Source organism: Synechococcus sp. MW101C3, assembly GCF_002252635.1.
Classification (GTDB): domain Bacteria; phylum Cyanobacteriota; class Cyanobacteriia; order PCC-6307; family Cyanobiaceae; genus MW101C3.
Map to the genome: position 1 here is coordinate 427,759 of NZ_NQKX01000001.1, position 19,593 is coordinate 447,351.

The 19,593-nt window shown below is 68.1% G+C and carries 17 protein-coding genes and 1 tRNA gene; 8 read left to right on the top strand and 10 right to left on the bottom strand.

Annotated elements, in window-relative coordinates; genetic code table 11:
• Positions 1–29: 29 nt before the first annotated feature.
• From CJZ80_RS02150 to petH, 3 genes are all read right to left on the bottom strand, one after another.
• Entirely contained in the window at positions 30–1,319 is a 1,290-nt protein-coding gene (locus CJZ80_RS02150) for a glucose-6-phosphate dehydrogenase assembly protein OpcA (RefSeq protein WP_094510393.1), read from the bottom strand.
• Between the two features lie 57 nt (positions 1,320–1,376).
• Entirely contained in the window at positions 1,377–2,900 is a 1,524-nt protein-coding gene (zwf, locus tag CJZ80_RS02155) for a glucose-6-phosphate dehydrogenase (protein WP_094510394.1), read from the bottom strand.
• A gap of 136 nt (positions 2,901–3,036) precedes the next feature.
• On the bottom strand, positions 3,037–4,212 hold the full coding sequence (gene petH, locus CJZ80_RS02160) for a ferredoxin--NADP reductase (protein WP_094510395.1): 1,176 nt from the start codon (positions 4,210–4,212) through the stop codon (positions 3,037–3,039).
• A gap of 263 nt (positions 4,213–4,475) precedes the next feature.
• Between petH and CJZ80_RS02165 the strand changes: the two genes are divergently transcribed.
• Positions 4,476–4,946 carry an SRPBCC family protein gene (locus tag CJZ80_RS02165; RefSeq protein ID WP_094510396.1) on the top strand — a complete coding sequence of 157 codons (471 nt, stop codon included), beginning with the start codon at positions 4,476–4,478 and terminating at the stop codon, positions 4,944–4,946.
• Positions 4,947–5,330: 384 nt separating this feature from the next.
• Here the strand turns inward: CJZ80_RS02165 and CJZ80_RS02170 are convergent.
• Both CJZ80_RS02170 and CJZ80_RS02175 read right to left on the bottom strand, forming a co-directional pair.
• Positions 5,331–5,403 (bottom strand) — tRNA-Glu (locus CJZ80_RS02170).
• A 74-nt stretch (positions 5,404–5,477) separates the two neighbouring features.
• Positions 5,478–6,671 carry a histidine kinase gene (locus CJZ80_RS02175; RefSeq protein WP_369802970.1) on the bottom strand — a complete coding sequence of 398 codons (1,194 nt, stop codon included), beginning with the start codon at positions 6,669–6,671 and terminating at the stop codon, positions 5,478–5,480.
• A 239-nt stretch (positions 6,672–6,910) separates the two neighbouring features.
• Here CJZ80_RS02175 and CJZ80_RS02180 point away from each other — a divergent pair, with 239 nt between their 5' ends.
• The 3 genes from CJZ80_RS02180 to pepN all read left to right on the top strand — a co-directional run bounded on the left by CJZ80_RS02180 (position 6,911) and on the right by pepN (position 10,702).
• Positions 6,911–7,342: a cAMP phosphodiesterase gene (locus tag CJZ80_RS02180; RefSeq protein ID WP_233132727.1), complete on the top strand. Its 432-nt coding sequence runs from the start codon at positions 6,911–6,913 to the stop codon at positions 7,340–7,342.
• Positions 7,343–7,492: 150 nt separating this feature from the next.
• Positions 7,493–7,963: a hypothetical protein gene (locus tag CJZ80_RS02185; RefSeq protein ID WP_144036872.1), complete on the top strand. Its 471-nt coding sequence runs from the start codon at positions 7,493–7,495 to the stop codon at positions 7,961–7,963.
• A 54-nt stretch (positions 7,964–8,017) separates the two neighbouring features.
• Positions 8,018–10,702: an aminopeptidase N gene (gene pepN, locus CJZ80_RS02190; RefSeq protein WP_094510399.1), complete on the top strand. Its 2,685-nt coding sequence runs from the start codon at positions 8,018–8,020 to the stop codon at positions 10,700–10,702.
• 6 nt (positions 10,703–10,708) lie between these two features.
• Here the strand turns inward: pepN and CJZ80_RS02195 are convergent, their stop codons facing one another.
• Both CJZ80_RS02195 and CJZ80_RS02200 read right to left on the bottom strand, forming a co-directional pair.
• A complete protein-coding gene (locus CJZ80_RS02195) occupies positions 10,709–11,923 on the bottom strand; it encodes a glycoside hydrolase family 10 protein (RefSeq protein ID WP_369802976.1) in 1,215 nt (404 codons plus the stop codon).
• Positions 11,924–11,973: 50 nt separating this feature from the next.
• The gene (locus CJZ80_RS02200; RefSeq protein ID WP_094510475.1) at positions 11,974–12,969 is read right to left on the bottom strand and encodes a ribose-phosphate pyrophosphokinase; all 996 of its coding nucleotides are present in this window, start codon (positions 12,967–12,969) and stop codon (positions 11,974–11,976) included.
• Positions 12,970–13,074: 105 nt separating this feature from the next.
• Between CJZ80_RS02200 and CJZ80_RS02205 the strand changes: the two genes are divergently transcribed.
• Positions 13,075–13,611: a hypothetical protein gene (locus tag CJZ80_RS02205; protein WP_158217397.1), complete on the top strand. Its 537-nt coding sequence runs from the start codon at positions 13,075–13,077 to the stop codon at positions 13,609–13,611.
• Positions 13,612–13,649: 38 nt separating this feature from the next.
• Here CJZ80_RS02205 and CJZ80_RS02210 read toward each other — a convergent pair whose 3' ends face one another.
• Positions 13,650–14,615 carry an LCP family protein gene (locus CJZ80_RS02210; protein ID WP_158217398.1) on the bottom strand — a complete coding sequence of 322 codons (966 nt, stop codon included), beginning with the start codon at positions 14,613–14,615 and terminating at the stop codon, positions 13,650–13,652.
• Positions 14,616–14,779: 164 nt separating this feature from the next.
• Here CJZ80_RS02210 and CJZ80_RS02215 point away from each other — a divergent pair, with 164 nt between their 5' ends.
• Both CJZ80_RS02215 and malQ read left to right on the top strand, forming a co-directional pair.
• Positions 14,780–15,982, top strand: coding sequence for a Coenzyme F420 hydrogenase/dehydrogenase, beta subunit C-terminal domain (locus CJZ80_RS02215; RefSeq protein WP_094510403.1), 1,203 nt, complete (start codon positions 14,780–14,782; stop codon positions 15,980–15,982).
• Positions 15,979–17,577, top strand: coding sequence for a 4-alpha-glucanotransferase (malQ, locus tag CJZ80_RS02220; protein WP_233132728.1), 1,599 nt, complete (start codon positions 15,979–15,981; stop codon positions 17,575–17,577). The genes CJZ80_RS02215 and malQ overlap by 4 nt, the downstream gene beginning before the upstream one ends.
• Here the strand turns inward: malQ and CJZ80_RS02225 are convergent.
• Positions 17,490–18,461 (bottom strand): helix-turn-helix transcriptional regulator, encoded by a 972-nt coding sequence (locus CJZ80_RS02225; RefSeq protein ID WP_094510476.1) that lies wholly within the window; start codon positions 18,459–18,461, stop codon positions 17,490–17,492. The two genes, malQ and CJZ80_RS02225, sit on opposite strands and share 88 nt — an antisense overlap.
• Positions 18,462–18,477: 16 nt before the next feature.
• Positions 18,478–19,215 carry a pseudouridine synthase gene (locus tag CJZ80_RS02230; RefSeq protein ID WP_094510405.1) on the bottom strand — a complete coding sequence of 246 codons (738 nt, stop codon included), beginning with the start codon at positions 19,213–19,215 and terminating at the stop codon, positions 18,478–18,480.
• A 228-nt stretch (positions 19,216–19,443) separates the two neighbouring features.
• Here CJZ80_RS02230 and CJZ80_RS02235 point away from each other — a divergent pair.
• A partial coding sequence (locus CJZ80_RS02235) for a sigma-70 factor domain-containing protein (protein ID WP_304442201.1) occupies positions 19,444–19,593 on the top strand: 150 nt, incomplete at its 3' end.

Genomic DNA, 19,593 nt, shown 5'->3' on the forward strand with positions numbered 1-19,593 from the left:
GGCCCCCCGCCGCTGGGTTCAGGACAGCCTCAGTTCGGCAGCAGCTTGGCTGCCAGCGGAGCAGCGGCGGCGAGCAGCGGCGTGGTGGAGTCGTGGCCGCCACCCAGCAGCCGCCCCATTTCCATCTCATCGGACCCGGGCACCTTCGGCACCACATCTTCCGCCAGCTCCATCCGCGCCACGCCGCCGGCCTCCAGCCGCATGCAGCCGCCGGTTTCCGAGCAGAGGATCACGCAGAGCGGCTTGCGATCGTCGGGTTCGCAGATCAGCCGCAACCCCACGATCGTGCCCGGGTGGCTGCTGGGGATCCCCACCGGCACCGGCATCAGCTTGAGGCGCACTTCCTTGCCGTCGCTGCGCTCGAAGTCGGCGCCGATGGAGTCACCGTCCATTTTGTAACTGGTCACAAAGTGCCAGCCGAGTCGGTCGGCGATCCAGGCGGCCAGCAGCAGCCCCTGCACCGGATGGCTGCCCTCCACATCGATGTCGAGGTGCACCACGTGGCTGAGCGATTCGCGCCGACCGGGCGGGTCGAACACCATCGCCAGCGACTCCCGCCAGCCGCGCAACCGCAGCCAGTTGAGGTCGTTGACGGCGGTGCTGCTGTTGACGCGCTCCTCCAGCAGATCAAGGCAGCGGCGCGGCGGGCCGAGGGCGCTGTCGATCACCAGCCGGCGCCCCGGGCTGCTGAGGGCCGCCAGCAGATCGGGCGCTTCCTCCAGCGAACCGTTCCACCACACCCAGCAGGGCAGGTCGTCGGGCACCAGGGGCTGCAGCAGGCTCAGGCCCTGCCGCAGGGCGTCGAAGTCGCCGCGCAGCACCACCACATCTCCGCAGGTGGCGCCGTTGTTGCCTTCCTCGCTGAGCGGGCAGTAGGCCGCCACAAGCGTTTCCAGGCCGGCGCTATTGCTGAGCGTGGGCGCCAGGGTGATCAGCCGGCGCGGCTGGTAGGCGCTGATCGCCGATTCCACGTGTTGGCCGCGCAGGTCTTCGCCGACGTGGTCGACCCCCGCGTGCTCGCCCAGCGCCCAGGCCAGTTCTGGTGCCAGCGGCGAGGTGCTGGGGGGAAGGCCACAGAAGTCGACCGCTTCACGGGCCGCCTCCAGCACTTCCGGACGCACCACCCCGGTCACCGGGCCTTCCAGCCGGCCCAGCCGCACCAGGTGCTGTTCCACCCAGGCCGGTTGCCACACCAGCAGGGTGAAGGTGCTGGCCCCGCTGCTGTGCCCCAGGTCGTGCTGCCAGAGCTTCTCCAGGTAGCCGGTGAGCTCGGGGGGCGGCAGTTCCACCGGGGCCTGAAGGGTCAGTTGGGGGCTCATGGAGAGAGGGGCAGGGAGGGGGGACGGGACGGATGTGGATGGTGGAGGCCGAGGCGTTCAGGGGCGGCGCCAGACCAGGTCGTCGCTGGCGAGCAGGCTGTCGGCAGCGGCGGGGCCCCAGGTGCGGGCCTCATAGGGCTGGACCGGCAGCTGCCAGGGACTGTCCTCGATCAGCTCCAGCAGGGGGGTGTAGAGGCGCCACGCCGCTTCCACCTCATCGCCGCGGGTAAACAGGGTGGGATCTCCCAGCATGGCGTCGGCGAGCAGGCGCACGTAGCCCTCATCGGAGGGTTCCCCGAACGATTCGTCGTAGGAGAACTGCATGTCGACCGGCCGGCTGCGCATGCCCGATCCCGGAGCCTTCACCTCGAAGCGGAATTCGGCGCCCTCGTTGGGCTGGATGCGCAGGATCAGCTGGTTGGCGGTTGGGCTGCCGCCGGCGGCGTCGAAGAGGTGCACCGGCGCCTCACGGAAGGTGAGCACCACCTCGCTGAGCCGCTTGGGCAGTTGCTTGCCGGTGCGCAGATAGAAGGGCACCCCCTGCCAGCGCCAGTTGTCGATGAACAGCTTCATCGCCACATAGGTTTCGGTGGTGCTGTTCGGGTTGACCCCCGGCTCCTCCCGGTAGCCCTTGATCGGCCGGCTGCGGGAGCCGCCGGGTCCGTACTGGCCGCGTACGCAGCAGTTCCAGGGCTCGGCCTCATCGGCGAGGCGAGCGGCCTGCAGCACCTTGGCCTTCTCGTTGCGGATTGCTTCCGGGTCGAAGCGGCCCGGCGCTTCCATGGTGGTGAGCGCCAGCATCTGGGTGAGGTGGTTCTGCACCATGTCCCGCAGGGCGCCGGAGCTTTCGTAGTAGCCGGCCCGCTCCTCCACCCCCACGGTTTCAGCGGCGGTGATCTGCACGCTGGAGATGAAGTTGCGGTTCCAGATCGGCTCGAAGATGGTGTTGGCGAAGCGCAGCACCAGGATGTTCTGGACCGTTTCCTTGCCCAGGTAGTGGTCGATCCGGAAGACCTGGTTTTCCTGGGCGCAGGCCTGCACGATTCGGTTGAGCTTCTCGGCGCTCCCGTAGTCACGACCGAAGGGCTTCTCGATCACCACCCGGCTGCGCTGCGGGTCGCTCAGCAGGCCGGCATCGGCGAGGGCGCGGCAGCCGCTGCCATAGAAGGTGGGCGACACCGACAGGTAGAAGGTGCGGTTGGAGCGAGTGGCCCGTAGCCGGTCGATGGCCTCGAGCCGCTGGCCCAGGCGCACCAGATGCTCAGGCACCTGCAGGTCCACCGGCTCGTAGAAGAGGCCGCTGCTGAACTGTTCCCAGGCGCTGGCGTGGTCGGCCACCTCCTCCGCCAGGGCCTCGGTCATGCGGGCGCGGAACTCTTCATCGCTCCAGGGGCGGCGGGCGCAGCCCAGCACGGCGAACTCGCTGGGCAGGCGCCGCTGGCGAAACAGCTCGAACAGCGCCGGAATCAGCTTGCGGTGGGTGAGGTCGCCGCTGGCGCCGAAGATCACCAGACACTGGGGCGAGATCACCCGCTCCTGGCGCAACCCGACCCTGAGCGGATTGGTGAGGACGGCGGTCATGGGGGAAGGGCGGGCCTGATTCATCCACGAAAGCCGGGAACCGGCCACCCACGGAGTGCCCAGGCGGCTATGTGGGGGTTTCGGCAAAAAAAAAGCCCGCCCAGAGGGCGGGCCAAGCCTGCAGGAAGCAGCCGGGTCAGTAGGTTTCCACGTGCCAGCGCTCGGCTTTCTTGAGCTGGGGGCGCAGCTCCGACCAGGTCAGCCCTTTGGCTTCGGCGGCCTTGGTCATGGCTTCGTCGATGCCGGGCTCCATGCCCCGCAGACCGCACATGTAGACGTGGGTCTTGGGGTCTTCGATCATGTTGAAGATCTCTTCGCCGTGTTCGGCCACCCGGTCCTGGATGTACATACGGCCGCCCGAGGGGTTCTGCTGCTCGCGGCTGATGGCCTTGGTGTAGCGGAAGTTGTCGGGGAAGTGGCTCAGGTAGCTCTGGAAGTCGTCTTCGTAGAGCAGGTTGGCGGTGGTGGGCACGCCCATGATCAGCCAGGCCTTGCCTTTGAACTGGTAGTGGGGGTTCTTCTCACGCTCGCCGGGATCAAACATGCGGCGCAGATAGGCTCGCATCGGTGCGATGCCGGTGCCGGTGGCCAGCATGATCACGTTGGCGTCTTCGTCGGGCGGGAGGAGCATTTCCTTGCCCACGGGCCCCGTGATCCGCACCTTGGCGCCGGGCTCGATGTCACAGAGGAACGTGGAGCAGACACCGTTGATGGTTTCGCCGTCTTTCTCGTATTGCAGCTGGCGGACGCAGAGCGACACGGTTTTGTCTTCGAGGTTGTCGCCGTGGCGGGTGCTGGCGATCGAATACAGACGCAGCTTGTGCGGTTTGCCGTTGGTGTCGGTGCCATCGGGAATGATGCCGATGCTCTGGCCTTCCACGTAGTGGAGCTTGCCCTCGGAGAGGTCGAAAGTGATGTGGTTCACCCGGCCGATCGCCCCCTCGGCGAGCAGGGAATAGTTGCCGAGCACGGTGCCCACATAGGGGTCCTTCGGCTTGTAGAGGTTCACGGGCACGGCCTCGTGCTTGCCCGGTTCTTTGGCGGCGGTGGTGGTCACAGGAGCGATGGCGGGGGGGGCGACCGGGTCGGAGGGGCCGGGGTCAGGAGATGGGGTGGGGGCCTGGTCGGATTGGGTGACCGAGATCAGTCGTCCTCCCTGCTGGTTGATCAGGCGCAGCGTGGCCTGCATCCGGGACAGCGGCACCATGAAGCGACGTTCGGCCGCTCGCTCTCCGGGACCCTGCAGCCCTTCCACCACCAGGGTGAACATGCGGGCATCGGACTGGCGAAGCGCGGCGGTCGAGGTGCGCATGAAGCGACTCACTGCGGAAAAAGGCTGTCAGATCTTAGGCAACGCTCCGAAGCCACAACCGGCTCCCCAGCAGGTGCGCGGTTCCTGACGCCGACATCCGGGCATCAGGGCTAAGTTTGGTGCGCGACAACAGGTTGTCCTCTCCCCTACGTTCCCCGGCACTGGGGTGTTTCTACGTGGTGTCTTCCGCCGGTTCGCTCATCACTGCGTCAAGCCCGGCCACAGGGCAACACTCCTGCCCCCTCGACACCATCCAACAGGAGATGGAGCGCCTGCCCCAGGGGGCTCGCCGTCTGGCCGTTCAGCTGCGCATCGACCTCAAGGACGACCTGATCTGGTCGGTGCTCACGGATTACGAGCACCTCAGCCGCTTCATCCCGAACCTCTCCACCTCGCGGTTGCTGTGGCGCCGCGACGACCGGGTGGGTCTGGAGCAGGTGGGCTGCCAACAGTTCTGTGGTCTGCGCTTCTCGGCGCGGGTGGAACTGGAGCTCCAGGAAGTGCGGGAACACGGCATGCTCCGCTTCGCCATGATCCAGGGCGATTTCCGCCGTTTTGAAGGGGCGTGGCAGGTGAGCCCGGATCCGATCGGCTCCCGGCTCCTTTACGACCTCACCGTGCAGGGCCGCCCGGGTATGCCGATCGCGCTGATTGAGCAGCGCCTGCGCGAAGACCTGGCTGCCAACCTGCGGGCAGTGCAACAGGAAGCACTGCGCCGCTCGGGCCGCCTCTGAGACCACCAGGCGGAGCCTGGCTGGGCTTACAGCCGCTGGCCTTGTGGCGGAAACTCACAGAGAACGGAATGCCGACTTGTTGAGCCTCAGACCCCCAGAGTAACGAGCCTTGACGCCGTCACGGAGAGAGTGTGCTCCCTGCAAAGCTTGGCTTCCGGTAGTTAATGAAGGCTGGCGTTGAGCAGGACGGCCCCAGCCCAAAGGCTGATGCCCTGCACTGAGCTGGATGGACTGTACTGAGGATGTTGCCCCGAACTGAACGATTGATCGAATAAATCAGACGCTTGAAAAGGGAAACGAATCGGATTTGGCTGTATGAAAACAAAAACAGATGGAGTCTATTCTTGAATGTAATAAATAAAGATCGTATTCTGACTTAAGATATACCCCCAAGGGGATTCGAACCCCTGTCGCCTCCGTGAAAGGGAGGTGTCCTAGGCCTCTAGACGATGGGGGCGAGGCCACGGGTGAAGGGCGTTCGAAGCCTCTCCATCCGACGTGTTGGACGCTACGGGTCGGAGTGGCCCTTCGTCAAGGAGGAGAAGCGACTGCCGCGTTCTGACCGTTCCACACCGGCACGGTGAAATGGAAGCAGGCCCCTTCTCCCGGCTCCGAAACCACCCAGATCCGACCGCCATGCACTTCCACGATCCGCCTGCACACGGACAGGCCCACCCCGAAGCCTGAGGTGGTGCCCGAGGTCTGGGGCAGGCGCACCCGCTCCAGGAACACCCGCTGCTGTTCGTTTCTGGGAATGCCCGGGCCGGTGTCGCAGACACTCACCTGCAGCCACTGGTTGGTGCGGTGGAGCAGCGTGAGGTGCACCTGGCCCCCGTCAGGGGTGAATTTCAAGGCGTTCTCGATCAGGTTGAGCAGCACCTGCCGCATGCGCCGCTGATCGGCAAACACGGCCGGGAGGTCGGCGGGAATGTCGGTAATCAGCTGGATGTCGCGGCCCACCCATAGCTTTTCAAGCTCCAGGATCGCCTCCGCCGCCACCGAGGCCAACCCAAGCTGCTGGGGATTGAAGAGGGCCTCCCAGCGGGTGGTCCCCACTTCCAGCAGGTCCTTGGAGAGGTGCTCGATGTCGTCCAGCCGCCGGTCGAGCACGTCGCGGCAACGCGTGGTGTCGATGTGGCCGAGCTGCAGGCTCTGCAGCGCCAGCTTGGCCGCGGTGAGCGGCGTACGCAGTTCATGGGCCACCATGCGCAGCAGGCGTTCCTGCACCCCCAGCCGCTCAATCAGGGTTTCGTTCTCCTGGCGCAGCACCAGCAATTGATCTTCCAGTTGCAGTTCCCGCTGCGTGCGGCTGCCATCCATTTCTGCGGGGCGCAGGCTCATGCCAAGGCCGCTCACCACTTCCCGCTGCTGCCAGCGGGGTAGCCAGCCCTTGAGCTGCTGCAGCACGGTGTTTCCGGCAAACACCTGGCGTGGCTTCGGTTCAAGTTTCACCAAGGCCGGGGTGGCCACGAGACGGTGGAGCTCCAAAAGCTCCGGGCGCTCGGCCGGGTGGGCCACTTCAAGTTTTACATCGAAACCGCTGTCGCTGCTCTGGAGCAGGTGCATGACGCCGCGCAGGTCGGCGGTGGCGAGATGGTACGGCGCCGCCACCAGCAGCAGTTTCAGCGGGCGACGCGGCGGCGGTGAGGCCTCAGGGGGATGGGTGGTGGGGTTAGGCCCCCCCGCAGCAGGCACCGTCTGGCTGGTCCAATACGTAATCGCCACATTATGAGTTCACCCGCAGTCCATGGCAGGGCGCTGGGCCGGTTTGGTGGACTGCGGGCGGGCGCAGGCGGTTTCGGGCGCGGGGGGCCGGCCGGAGAACCAGGCGGGTTGCGCGGGACGGCGTGGAGAGTGGGCGAGGCACGGCTGCTGCACGATTGAAGTTCATCGGCTGGTGCAGCACCATGGAGGTTCACGCGTCCTCCCCTTTGCGTCTTCTGCCCCGCTGGAGCCGGTCCCTCGTGGCGGTCCCCCTCCTGCTGCTCCCCTTCGCGTCTCTGCCCGCCGCCGCTCAAACCGCACCGGCCACGGAAGCGCAGATGCAGCTGTATACCCGGATCGCGGCTGTCAACGTTTGCATCGCCCGCGGCGGCGGCGTGGACTTCGACAAGGCCGTGGCCATCGCCGGTGAAACCATCGCGCAAGTGCTCCAGGGGCTGCACGGCGGCAAGATCCAGCAGGTGGGCACCCAGACCCTCACCATTGAGGATTTGCGGCGCGGTGCCGTGAACTCCGCCGTGATCGGCGCGGTGGATCTCTGTCCGAAACAGGTCCCGCCGGATGTAGTGAAGCGGGTGGAGGCGGCCATCAAGCAGCAGGGATCTGGCGCAAGGCCGGCAGCTGGCCCGCTCGCACCTGCACCAGCTGCCCCTGCAAAGGCACCTCCGAAGTAGGTGGCTGAGACGTTGGCTTTTTGATAGAGGCCAACCTCACAACTGGCGGTCGCATCCGGATGCGATTGACCCCCTGGTCAGTTGCAGTTCATTCAGGGCTTCTGGCTTTGCTGAAGGCATCCCTCCGGGGTGTTTTTCACCAACGTCGTCATGACCTTCTCGTCATCTTCTGCCCTGATGGCCGCCGGCCTGCTCAGCATTGGTTCCTTGGCTCCGCTCGCGGTCCAGGCTCAGTCGCTTGGGTTTCCTGGCCAGGCCTACCAGCAGGTGCCGGTGTATCAGCAGCAGCCGGTGTACCGCCAGGTTCCCGTCTATCGCCAGGTCCCCGTGGCCCAGACACTCCCACAGTCGGGAGTGATTCCGGTGCGGAACTTCCCCGCTCCTTATCAGGATTATCAGGGGCAGGTGAACGGCTTCAATGCACCGCAGACCTTTGAAGAAGCGCAAGCGCTGCAACAGCGCTGCTCGATCGGCCGGCTCGTGGGCGGCGTGATCGGCGGTGGCATCGGCTATGCCGCCTCCCGCGACCAGGGCCGGACCTGGGCAGTGCCGCTTGGCGCGCTGCTGGGCTCCCAGGTGGGTTGCAATGCCGGCCAGGGACGCAGTCCGCTGCCTTGGTGATCGCGGCGCCGCCTGGCACCCTTCAGGATCAGAGGGTTGTTCTTCCCTGGGTCGATGCCGGATGTGCGCCTGGCCGATTACCGGCCTTATCCCTACGCGCTGGAGCGCACGGACCTGACCGTGCGCCTCTTCCCCGACCACGGCCTGGTGGAAGCGACCCTTTCGTTCCTTCCCGCGGCGGGGGCGTCTGCAACTGCTCAAGCCGCTTCACCGTTGGAGCTGCGGGGGGTGGGTCTGGAGCTGGAGGCTCTGGCCATCGACGGGGAACCACTTCCGCCTGCCGCCACCCACCAGGAGGAGGGGCTTCTGGTGGTGCTCCAGCCGCCGCAGCGGCCGTTCGTACTCACCAGTCGGGTGCGGATCGACCCCTACACGAACACCACCCTGGAAGGCCTCTATGCCAGCGGCGGCATGGTGACAAGCCAGTGCGAGGCCGAAGGCTTCCGCCGCATCACCTTCCACCCCGACCGACCGGATGTGCTCAGCCGCTTCCAGGTGCGGATCGAAGCGGAGCAGGAGCGCTACCCGGTGCTGCTCTCCAACGGCAATTGCCAGGCTGCCGGTGCCCTGGCCGATGGCCGCCACTTCGCGGTCTGGGACGACCCCTTCCCCAAGCCCTCCTATCTGTTCGCGCTGGTGGCCGGACGGCTTGAGGAGGTGCGCGGCAGCTTCACCACCGCCAGTGGCCGGATGGTGCAACTGCGCCTGCATGTGGAGCCGGGCGATTCCCCCTACACCGCTCATGCGATGGCCTCGCTGCAGCGGTCGATGGCCTGGGATGAGCAGGTATATGGGCTCGAATACGACCTCGATGAATACAACATCGTGGCTGTGCGCCATTTCAACATGGGCGCCATGGAGAACAAGAGCCTGAACATCTTCAACTCCAAGCTGGTGCTCGCCGATGCCGAAACCGCCACTGATGGTGAGCTCGAACGCATCGAAAGCGTGATTGCCCACGAATACTTCCACAACTGGACGGGGAATCGCATCACCTGCCGTGACTGGTTCCAGCTTTCCCTTAAGGAAGGACTCACGGTGTTTCGCGACCAATGCTTCACCGCCGATCTGCACGGTGCCGATCTCAAGCGCATCGAGGATGTGGCGATGCTGCGCAATACCCAATTCCGGGAAGATGCAGGACCCACTGCCCACCCGATTCAGCCGGATCACTATCAGGCGATCGACAATTTCTACACCACCACCATCTATGAGAAAGGTGCGGAAGTGATCCGTATGCTGCACACATTGTTGGGTCCTGCCACCTTCATGCGCGGCATGGCGCTCTATGTGCAGCGCCACGACGGCACTGCCGCCACCACTGCCGATTTCCTGCAGGCCATGCAGGACGCCGCAACGGAAGCCTCTGCGTCCACCGCCGATGGCCAGGGCGACGATCCCTCGCCGCTGCGCTTCAGTTTCGAGCAGTTCAGCCGCTGGTATCACCAGGCCGGCACCCCCGTGGTGTCGATCGATCGCCATTGGGACGGCGCCAGTGGCGCACTCGCCCTGGTGCTGCGCCAGCACACCCCCGCCACCCCGGGCCAGCCGCGCAAGCAGCCGTTGGTGATTCCCCTGGCCCTGGCCCTTGTGGGTGAGGACGGCCAGGCCCTGCCCCAGACCGGCGGATCGCCCGTCGTGCTGGAGGCCGCGGAGACCCAGCTGCGCTACGAGGGGTTGCCCCCGGGACCGACGCCGCCGGCCCTCTCGGTGCTGCGGGGCTTCTCGGCGCCCGTGCGGCTCGAGCTTGCCCGGCCGAATGCCGAACTGCTGCACCTGTTCGCCTGCGACAGCGATCCCTTCGCCCGCTGGGATGCAGGCCAGACCCTGCTGCGGCAGGCCGTGCTGGCCCGGGCCGCCGGTCGCAGCGACCCGGAACTGGAATGTGGGCTTACCGCTGCCTTTGCCGCGATCCTCACCGACAGCAGCTTGCCGCCTGCCAGCCGCAGCGCCCTGCTGGCCCTTCCCGGCATGGCCGAACTGGAGGATCTGGCCCCGGAGCCGGATCCTCCGGCGCTGTTTGCGGCCCTGCTGGACCTGGAGCGGGTCTTCGGCGCTGCCCTGGAGGAGCCGTTGCTGGACGCGCTTGCCGCCTGCCGGCCGCAGTGGGAGCAGCCCTGGCCCCAGGGGCAGGGTGAGCGGCGCCTGACCGCCACGATCTGGAGTTGGCGAGCGGCGGCCGGGGATGAGGCCGTGCGCGAGGCCGCTGCCGCTGCTGTGCAGGGGCCGTCGATGACGCTCGCCAGGGCCGGGCTGCGGGCCCTGCAGGTTCACCCCTGCGAGCAACGTCGCCGCGCGCTGGAGGCCTTCTACCAACGCTGGCAGGAGAAGCCGGTGATCCTCGATGCCTGGTTCGCGCTGGAGGCCAGCGCCCCCTTCGCCGATGGGCTGGAGCGGGCGTCAGCTCTGCTGGCCCATCCGCGCTTCGACCCGGCAGCCCCCAACGCGATCCGCGCGGTGCTGGGGGGCTTTTCTGCCAACACGCCGGTGTTCCACGCGGCCGATGGTACGGGCTATCGGTTCATGGCCGAGCAGATCGTGGCGCTCGATCGGCGCAACCCGATCACGGCGTCGCGGCTCGCGAAGCTGTTCAGCCGCTGGCAGAGCTATGCGCCGGAGCGGGCCGGGCACATGCGCGCGGCGGTGGAGCAGCTGGCTGCGGCGGATCTCTCTGCCAACACCCGCGAAGTGGTGGAGCAGTGCCGTTCGCTCGGCGCCGGCGAAGGGCTGGCGGCCTGAAGGCGATCAGCGGGGCGCCGCTCCGGCGCTGGAGGCCTGTCCCTTGGCGGGGCTCTGCCCGCGACCGAAGGCCTGGCGGTGCAATCGGGTGAACGCGTCGCGCCGGAGGGAAGCTCCCTCGGGCCCGGCGTAGGTCCCCCACAGGCCTTCCCAATAGAAATAGATCACGCCATGACCACGCTGGGCCGCCAGCTCCACCTTCTGATTGAGCGTGGCCATGTCGGGAGTGCGGCCACCGAAGCCCGCCAGGATGCCGATTTCCACGGGCAGGCCCCACTGGCGGGCCTTCACCAGCGCCGGCTGATCGAGATCACGGGCGAAACCGCGCACCGAAAAGGCGTAGTTCTGAACCACCAGGTCATCCACAAGTTTGCCCAGGGCCCAGATTTCCCAGTCCTGGAGCCAGTGGTTGTAGGCGAAGCGGAACGGTCCAGGGGACAGGCTGATCACCGCCTTGTCGTTGCTGCGGCGCAGTTCCCTTCGCAGCTCCCGCAGCAGGCCGGTGAGCTGCTGGCGCCGCCAGCTCATCCATTCGCGGTTGTTGAAATCCGTGGGAGGTTCACGCCCCTTCTCCTTGCTGAACAGGGCCCGGGTGTAGGGGTCGTAGCCCAGTTCCACCGGCCAGGCGAAGTGGTCGTCGAGCTGGATGCCGTCGACACCACAGCGCTGCACGATCTCCTGGATCAGGCCGATGAAGCGGGCGCGCACGCCGGGGTGGGCCGGGTTGAGCCACACCCGCAGATCCCGGAGCGGTGAGGTTTTCAGGTTGGCGCCGTGCATGGCATAGAGGGTGGAGCCATCGCTGCGCTGCAGCACCCACTCGGGATGACGCCGCACCACCTCCGCGTCGGCGGGCTCCATCATTCCGTATTCGAACCAGGGGATCACCTGCATGCCGCGCCGCTGGGCGGAGCGGGTGATCTGGCAGATCGGATCGAGTCCCGGAGCAGCCTTCAGCAGGGCCGGTTCGGTGGGAGCAAAGCGGCTGCGGTGGAAGGTGGTGCCCCGGCTCCACACATTCGGGTAGAGGGTGTTGAACCCGGCAGCTGCCAGTTCCTTGACGGCCTGCTCGATCCGGTTGCGGTCGTAGTAGAGGAGGCTGGGGCTGTTGGTGAGCCACACTCCCACACGCTGGCTGGAGGCGGCAGCGGGCAGCAGGCCGACCCCTTGCAGTCCTGTGGTGAGCAGGGCCGTGACCAGCACCGGCAGGGCCTTCTTCAGCCGCACCCGCAGGGGAAAGGGCGCCTCGGAGCGGTGGCGTTCGGGTGGTTTCAGCGGAACATCGAGCTCACAGAGCTTTCCTCGTGGATGCGCCAGATGGCTTCGCCCAGCATGTTGGCCACCGAAAGCACCTGCAGCTGCGGGAAGCGGCGGTCGTCGCTGATCGGGATGCTGTTGGTGACCAGCACCTCTTCGAACAGGCCGGGCTCGGAGAGCCGCTCGATCGCGGGAGGGGAGAACACCGCATGGGTGGCGCAGGCCAGCACCCGGGTGGCGCCCCGCTGGCGCAGCAGTCGGGCGCCCGCGCAGATGGTGCCGCCGGTGTCGATCATGTCGTCGATCAGGATGGCCGTCTTGCCGGCCACGTCGCCGATCACTGTGAGGCTCTCAGCCACGTTGTGGCCGGAGCGGCGCTTGTCGATGATCGCGAGCGGGGCATCGCTCATCTGCTTGGCGAAGGCCCGGGCCCGGGCCACGCCGCCCACATCCGGGGACACCACCACCACCTCGCCGAGGTCGCGGGTGCGCAGGTAATCCACCAACACGGGCGAGCCGTAGATGTGATCGCAGGGGATGTCGAAGTACCCCTGAATCTGGGAGGAGTGCAGGTCCATCGCCAGCACCCGGTCGACGCCGGATTTCACCAGCAGATTGGCCACCAGCTTGGCAGTGATCGATTCGCGGCCCGCCGTCTTGCGGTCGGCGCGGGCGTAGCCGTAGTAGGGCACCACGGCGGTGATCTGCCGGGCCGAGGCACGCCGGCAGGCATCCACCATGATCAGCAGCTCCATCAGGTGATCGTTCACCGGAGCGCAGGTGGGTTGGATCAGGAAGACATCGCAGCCGCGGATCGATTCCTGAATCTGGATATAAAGCTCACCATCGGCGAAGCGCTTGATCGCGCGCGGCCCATCGGGAACACCGAGATAGGCGCCGATCTCGCGGGCCAAGGCCTGGTTCGACGTGCCGCTGAACAGCCGCAACCGCCGGGTGTCGTGAGGGGGCTGGTCCTGCTCGACCCGATCGGCTGTCAGGAAACGGGTCACGGCGGGCGTGAGCGAGGTCGGCATGGAGCTGATGGTAGAAGCCTTCCGGTCGGATGCCGGCGAAACCTGGTGGTATGAAGAATGATGAACCACTGCCTGCCGGTCTTGTCCGAACAGCGGTCCTTGCTCACCTCTCCCCTGGTGCTGGCCGGAGCCGGCCCGGGCGGGCTGGCGGCCCTGCCCCAGGCGGCCCCGCGCCTGCAGTCGCTGCTGGCCCTGCCCGCCACAACCGAGCTCAGCCAGCTGGCCGCTCAATCGGTTGAGCCCGATCAGCTGATGGCGGCCCTCCAGGGCCACCGGGGCGGCGCTCTGGTGGCGCTCGAGCAAGACCCAGGCCGCTGGCTGCCGGTGGGCACCCGCTGGGCGGAGGTGCTCGGCGCCTGGCGGCAGCCCACCCTGCTGCTGGTGACGGCTGACGACGCCACCAGCGGGCTGGCGGCGGCCTACACCGCCCTGCTCGATCGCTCCGCCGTGCCCCTGCTTGGCCTGGTGCAGTGGGGCGGCAGCTGGGACGGGTCGGCCCGCGCCTGCGAGGGTCTGGCCTGGCTCGGTGCGCTGCAGCCAGGCGACCACGGCGCTGCCGGTGCGGAGGTGTTGCTGGAGGCCCTGAAGCTGCGCTGGCAGCGCCTCACCACCCTCTGAGCGGCCTGCGCTGATCCATCGCGATGGCCGGAGTGGGGCTACCCCGCCGGCCACAGCGGCTGCTCTGCTCCCGGCGCCACTTGCCGCAGCGTCTGGCCAGGCTCGGTGGTGGGTGCCAGCGGGAGTTTGTCGTAGCGCACGGTGTGGGCCTGCTGGATCGCCACGTTGAGCAGGCTCAGCATCTCGGTTTCCGTCAGGTTGGTGCCAACCAACGGCTGGAGCTGCCTCACCTGCTGCGCCAGTTTCGCCGTGCCGTCAGGGCGCCCCAGCTGCTCCAGCAGGCCGGCGATCACCTCCTGCTGGCGGCTGCGCCGTCCGCTGAGGCCGTCGTCCTTGCCCTTGAAGCGCACCAGCTGCTCCACCTGCGGGCCCTTCAGCACCTGCAGCCCGCCCTGAAGATCGACCCGGTAGTTCTGGGTTTTGTCGTGGTAACGGACGGCCTGATCCAGGTTCAGCTCCAGCCCGCCCAGGCCGTCCACCAGGCTGCGCAGCACCTGACGCGGCATCACCACATAGCGCTCAGGCTGGCCAGGGTCGAGGCCCACCAGCTCCCCCACCCCGCCGGCCGTGAGGGCAGGGCCGCCGAGCCGGTAAAGGGCCCCCAGGCTCTGCACCTTCTTCTGACCGGGCACCTGCACAGCCAGTTCGGTGGGAACATTCAGCACCCGCATCGCCCCGCCCGGATCGGCCCGGATCAGCAGCAGCGTGTCGGCGTTGGCGGGGCCGGGGGGTGCGGCGCCGTTGGTGCTGGCATCGAGCCGGTCGGCGTCGGTGCCGATCAGCAGCACCGTGATGGGACGGATCGGCGGATCGGCCAGATCCTTGTTGAGGCCCGCTTGATCGCTGCTGACCAGGCCGGGGTCGGGCCGCGACCACACACGCTCGAACAGCACCACCGTGCCCACGGCAGCCAGAAGGGCCAGGCTCAGCTTCCACAGCCGCGACCCCAGCCGGGCGCGGGGGCGGCCGCCAGGCTCCGCCTGGGCAGGACCCGCAGGTGACACGTCCGAACCCCCTGCCGATCGCGCCGCACCCCGTGGGCGTGCCTTGCTCCCGCCTGCCATCGGCGCTCATGCTTGCGAAGGCTCAACTTTGCCGTAGCTCCGGCACGGAAGCCGGGCCTGCCGATAGGTTGAAGCTCCCTTGCCCCGTCAGGCTGGACGCCGCTTTGACCGCCGCCCCTCCCCTCCCTCACGAACGGGCCCGGCCCCTGCCCAAGGGCAGCACAAAACCGGCCAAGGACCTCTGCAGCGACTGCGGTCTGTGCGACAGCCGCTGGGTGGCTTACGTACGCCAGGCCTGCGCCTTCCTCCAGCAGCGCTTCGAGGCGATGGAGCAAGCCGCCCACGGCCGCAGCCGTGACCTCAGCAACGAGGACGAGCTCTACTTCGGCGTCAGCCAGCGCATGGTCACGGCCCGCCTGCAGCCCCCGATCGATGGGGCGCAGTGGACCGGCATCGTGTCGCGCATCGGCGTGCGGGCGCTGGAAACGGGCCTGGTGGATGCGGTGCTGTGCGTGCAGCAGAGCCCCGACGACCGCTTCACGCCGGTGCCGGTGCTGGCGCGCACCCCCGAGCAGGTGCTGGCGGCACGGGTGAACAAGCCCACCCTCTCCCCCAACCTGGAGGTGCTGGAGCAGTTACCCGGCAGCGGCATCCGCCGCCTGCTGGCCATCGGTGTGGGCTGCCAGGTGCAGGCGCTGCGGGCCGTGCAGGACACCCTGCCGCTGGATCAGCTCTACGTGCTCGGTCTGCCGTGCGTGGACAACGTGAGCCGCCAGGGGCTGCAGACCTTTCTGGAAAGCGCCAGCGATTCGCCCGCCACGGTGGTGCACTACGAGTTCATGCAGGACTTCCGCATCCACTTCCGCCACAGCGACGGCCGCGAGGAGACGGTGCCCTTCTTCGGTCTCGACACCCCCCGGCTCAAGGATGTGTTCGCCCCCAGCTGCCTCAGCTGCTTCGACTACGTGAACGGCGGCGCCGACCTGGTGGTGGGCTACATGGGCGCCACCTTCGGCCGTCAGTGGCTCACGGTGCGCAACGCCCGCGGCCAGGAGCTGCTCGATCTGGTGGAGGCGGAACTGGATCTGGCGCCGGTGAGCAGCCGCGGGGATCGCCGCGCCGCGGTGCAGCAGGGCATCGACGCCTACGACAAGGCGGTGCGCCTGCCCCGCTGGCTGGCTGAGGTGGTGGGCTTCCTCGTGCAGCGCGTCGGGCCTCAGGGGCTGGAGTATGGCCGCTTCTCGATCGATTCCCACTTCACCCGCAATGCCCTGTGGCTGCGGCGCCACCATCCTGAGATGGCCGAGCGCCACATCCCGGCCTTCGCCAAGGCGATCGTGGCGCGTTACCGCCTGCCGCGCACGTGAGCGACGCCGACCTTCCCCCAGGCCCCGGGACAGCGGGCCGCTGTGGTGTGCTGCTCCACCCCACGGCCCTGCCGGGCACGCCCGGCTGCGGCAGCTTCGGCGCCGCGGCCCACGCCTGGATCGACCTGCTGGCCGACCACGGCATCGACGCCTGGCAGTTGTTGCCACTGGCCCCCGCCGATGGCACCGGCTCTCCCTACAGCTCCCCCAGCGGCTTTGCGCTGAACGCCTGGTTTCTCGACGCTGACGCGCTGGTGGCCGATGGCTTTCTGGAAGCCGCCGATCTAGCCGCGCTGCCCCCCGGCCGCACCGATCGCCTCGACCTGGAGGCCTGCCCGCTCCGCTCGGCGGCCCTGGCCCAGGCGCTCGAGCGGCGCTGGCTCCAGCAGTCGGCTGAACGCCAGGCCGACTTCCAGCGCTGGTGCCAGGCGGCAGCTCCCTGGCTGGTGGAGCACTGCCGCTTCATGGTGCTGCGGGAGCTGCAGGGAGGCCTGCCCTGGTGGCAATGGCCTGTCCCGCTGGCGCAACGGCAGTGGCGGGCCCTGCGCCGCTTCGACCGGGAGCAGGCGGCGGCCCTGCGGCAGGAGGCCCTGGTGCAGTGGCACCTGGAGCGCCAGTGGCAGCAGCTGCATGACCATGCGCGCCATCGCGGCGTGCAGCTGATCGGCGATCTTCCTTTCTATGTGGCCCACGACAGTGCCGATGTCTGGGCTCGGCGCCGCCTCTTCTCGCTGCGCCGGGATGGTTCCCTCACCCAGCAGAGCGGTGTGCCGCCCGATTACTTCTCCGACACCGGCCAGCTGTGGGGGACACCCGTCTATCGCTGGTCGCTGCATCGCTTCACCGGCTTCCGCTGGTGGCTCCGGCGGCTGCAGGGGCAGCTGGAACGGCTCGATTTGCTGCGTCTGGATCACTTCCGCGCGCTGGAGTCGTACTGGGCGGTGCCCGGTGAGGCACTCACGGCCCAGCTGGGTGAATGGCGCGCTTCGCCAGGGGTGGCGCTGCTGAGGGCGTTGCGTCAACGGCTGGGCGGCCAACTGCCCCTGATCGCCGAAGACCTGGGCGTGATCACGCCTGCGGTGGAGGCTCTGCGCGACCGCTTTCGCCTGCCGGGTATGAAGATCCTGCAGTTTGCCTTCGACGGCAACGACGGCAACGCCTACCTGCCCGAGAACTACGTGGGCCGCCACTGGGTGGTGTATACAGGCACCCACGACAACGCCACCTGTATCGGCTGGTGGGACTCCCTGCCCGAGAATCAGCGCCGTCAGGTGGGTGAACGGATCGGCGAGATGATCGAGGCCCCAGGCTGGCAACTGCTGGAGCTGGCGCTCGCCTCGCGCGCCGAACTGGCGGTGGTGCCCCTGCAGGATCTGCTCAGCCTGGGCGATCAGGCCCGCTTCAACACCCCTGGCACGGCGGGGGAGGCCAACTGGAGCTGGCGGCTGGAGCAACCTGTGCAGCAGCTCAGTGAGCCGATCGCTGCCCTGGCCGCCCTGGCGGCCCGTTACGGCAGATCGGCGGGCGGCGCAACCGACGGGAGCGCTGCTGGCGCTGCCGCTGAGCCCCGCGCTGCTGCCGGCGGCACGCGGTAAACCCCCGGCCGCCCGGCTTCGGCCTCCAGCGGCTGCTCGTTCCAACGCACGGCCCCGCTGCCCGCCGCCGGTGGGGGAGTGAGCTGCACCTGCAGCGGTGGCTGCATCTGCAGCACGAGGGAGCCCCGCGCCCCTTGCAGCCGGGTGCCTTCTCCCGATTCGCTGCTCAACTGGAGGCTTGTGGGCTGATCCAGCCGCAGGCGCAGCACGCCAGGACCACCCCCCGCCTGGCGCGCTTCCCGGCTCCATTGCTTCTGCGCCACCCCACGGGCCGCCTGCTGGAGGGGCCGCAGGTCGGGGTGGACCTGCAGCAGCAGGGCATTGCTGTCGGGCGGTTTCACCCGCTCCGCTTCCGTGAGCGGCGGCACGGGCCGCAGCGTGAGCTGGTTGGCCGCCGCCAGCTGCTGCTGCTGCAGATTCACGGCGTAGATCAGGCCGGCGGTCAGCAGGCCATAGAGCACCGTGCCTTGCCAGCTGGTGAATACATCGATTGAGCCCGGCGTGAAGCGCCGCAGCAGCGAGGGCTGCTTGCTGTGGTCGTCGAGTGGGTGGGCTTGCAGCGGCAGGGCGGCGTTGAGCGCACCGGGTTCCAGGCCGAGGTGCTGCTCAAGCAGCGCCAGCATCGTGCGCAGGTAAGCGGGCTCCGGCAGGCGGTCACGCCAGCCCCTCTCCAGCGCCTCGATCACCGGGGTGCTGATGCGGGTTTCGGTGGCGAGCTGGCGCAGGCTCAGCCCCTGCTCCTCCCGCTTCTGGCGCAGCAGCCGGCCGAGCTGCAGCAGGGGATCTTCGGGCGCCGGTGGGGCCGAGGCCGCCGCCGACGGCTCCAGACGCAGGCGCCGCCGCAGGGCCTGGGGAAGCAGGGAGGTGATCCGGGGGCGCGGCATCGGGGGCGGCGAAGGGTCAGTGCTGGTGTCCAGCACCGGAAGCAGGTTCGTCCCATTGTCGAGCGTCGATGGGGCGCCACTGGCCTGACGCCAGGGTGCCCAGCTGCAGATCCCCGATCGCCACCCGCAGCAAATCCAGCACCGGATGGCCCAGCAGGGCAGCGGTGCGGCGGATCTGCCGGTTTCGTCCTTCCCGCATTTTCACCTCCAGCAGCGTGCTGGCGGCCGATTGGCGCAGCCGGCGCAGCTGCACCGGCAGGGCGGCCTCACCATCGAGCGCCACGCCCCGGCGCCATTGGGCCAGCGCGGCCTCGCTCGGGTGGCCCTGCACCAGCACTCGATAGGTCTTGCCGTGGCCATGGCGGGGATGGGTCAGCCGCAGGGTGAGGGCACCGTCGTTGGTGAGCAGCAGGGCGCCGCGGCTGTCGATGTCGAGCCGGCCCACCGGGTGCAGGCCGGTGCCCTCGGTGAGGGCCGCTGGCAGCAGATCCAGCACCGTGGGCCTGCCCTGCGGGTCATGGCAACTGCTCACCACACCAGGGGGTTTGTGCAGCAACAGCGTCTGACGGGTTACGGCAGGACGCAGTGGCTGACCGTCGAGCTCCACCAGATCGGTGCTGGCATCGGCCTGATCGCCCAGACCGGCCACCCTGCCGTTCACCCGCACGCGCCCCTGCAGCAGCAGATCCTCGGCCCGCCGCCGGGAGCAGACGCCGGCGGCGGCCAGCAGCTTTTGGAGTCGCTCCCTTGGCATGGCATCCGGCAGCGGAGGGCCCGGCGGCAGGCGCCGTCCGGGGCGGGCACAGCCGCATTCTCTCCCGCGTCGGCGGCCGCTCGCCGCCCCGCCAACTGAGGCCGGGCTGGCACGCCGCCAGCAGGCGTTGGGCTGGTGCGTAGCTAGCAGGTGCGGGGATGGTGTGCGACCGATCCATGGTGGTAAATTACGAAACACAAACGTTTCCTAACCCTGCGAAACGCCACCATGCCTTCCCCGCCCTTGGCCACGGTTGATGCTTCCAGTGCCTCCATGGCGAGCGGCGACCTGGTGCGCTCGTATCTGCGGGACATCGGCCGCGTGCCGTTGCTGAGCCATGAGCAGGAGATCACGCTGGGCCGCCAGGTGCAGGAGCTG

What these genes read in the sequence shown, in the direction of transcription:
- CJZ80_RS02185 (WP_144036872.1), top strand. Translation starts at nt 7,493, where the DNA reads ATGACCTTCTCGTCATCTTCTGCCCTGATGGCCGCCGGCCTGCTCAGC.
- CJZ80_RS02225 (WP_094510476.1), bottom strand. Translation starts at nt 18,461, where the DNA reads ATGCCGCGCCCCCGGATCACCTCCCTGCTTCCCCAGGCCCTGCGGCGG.
- CJZ80_RS02150 (WP_094510393.1), bottom strand. Translation starts at nt 1,319, where the DNA reads ATGAGCCCCCAACTGACCCTTCAGGCCCCGGTGGAACTGCCGCCCCCC.
- CJZ80_RS02230 (WP_094510405.1), bottom strand. Translation starts at nt 19,215, where the DNA reads ATGCCAAGGGAGCGACTCCAAAAGCTGCTGGCCGCCGCCGGCGTCTGC.
- CJZ80_RS02165 (WP_094510396.1), top strand. Translation starts at nt 4,476, where the DNA reads ATGGAGCGCCTGCCCCAGGGGGCTCGCCGTCTGGCCGTTCAGCTGCGC.
- petH (WP_094510395.1), bottom strand. Translation starts at nt 4,212, where the DNA reads ATGCGCACCTCGACCGCCGCGCTTCGCCAGTCCGATGCCCGCATGTTC.
- pepN (WP_094510399.1), top strand. Translation starts at nt 8,018, where the DNA reads ATGCCGGATGTGCGCCTGGCCGATTACCGGCCTTATCCCTACGCGCTG.
- zwf (WP_094510394.1), bottom strand. Translation starts at nt 2,900, where the DNA reads ATGACCGCCGTCCTCACCAATCCGCTCAGGGTCGGGTTGCGCCAGGAG.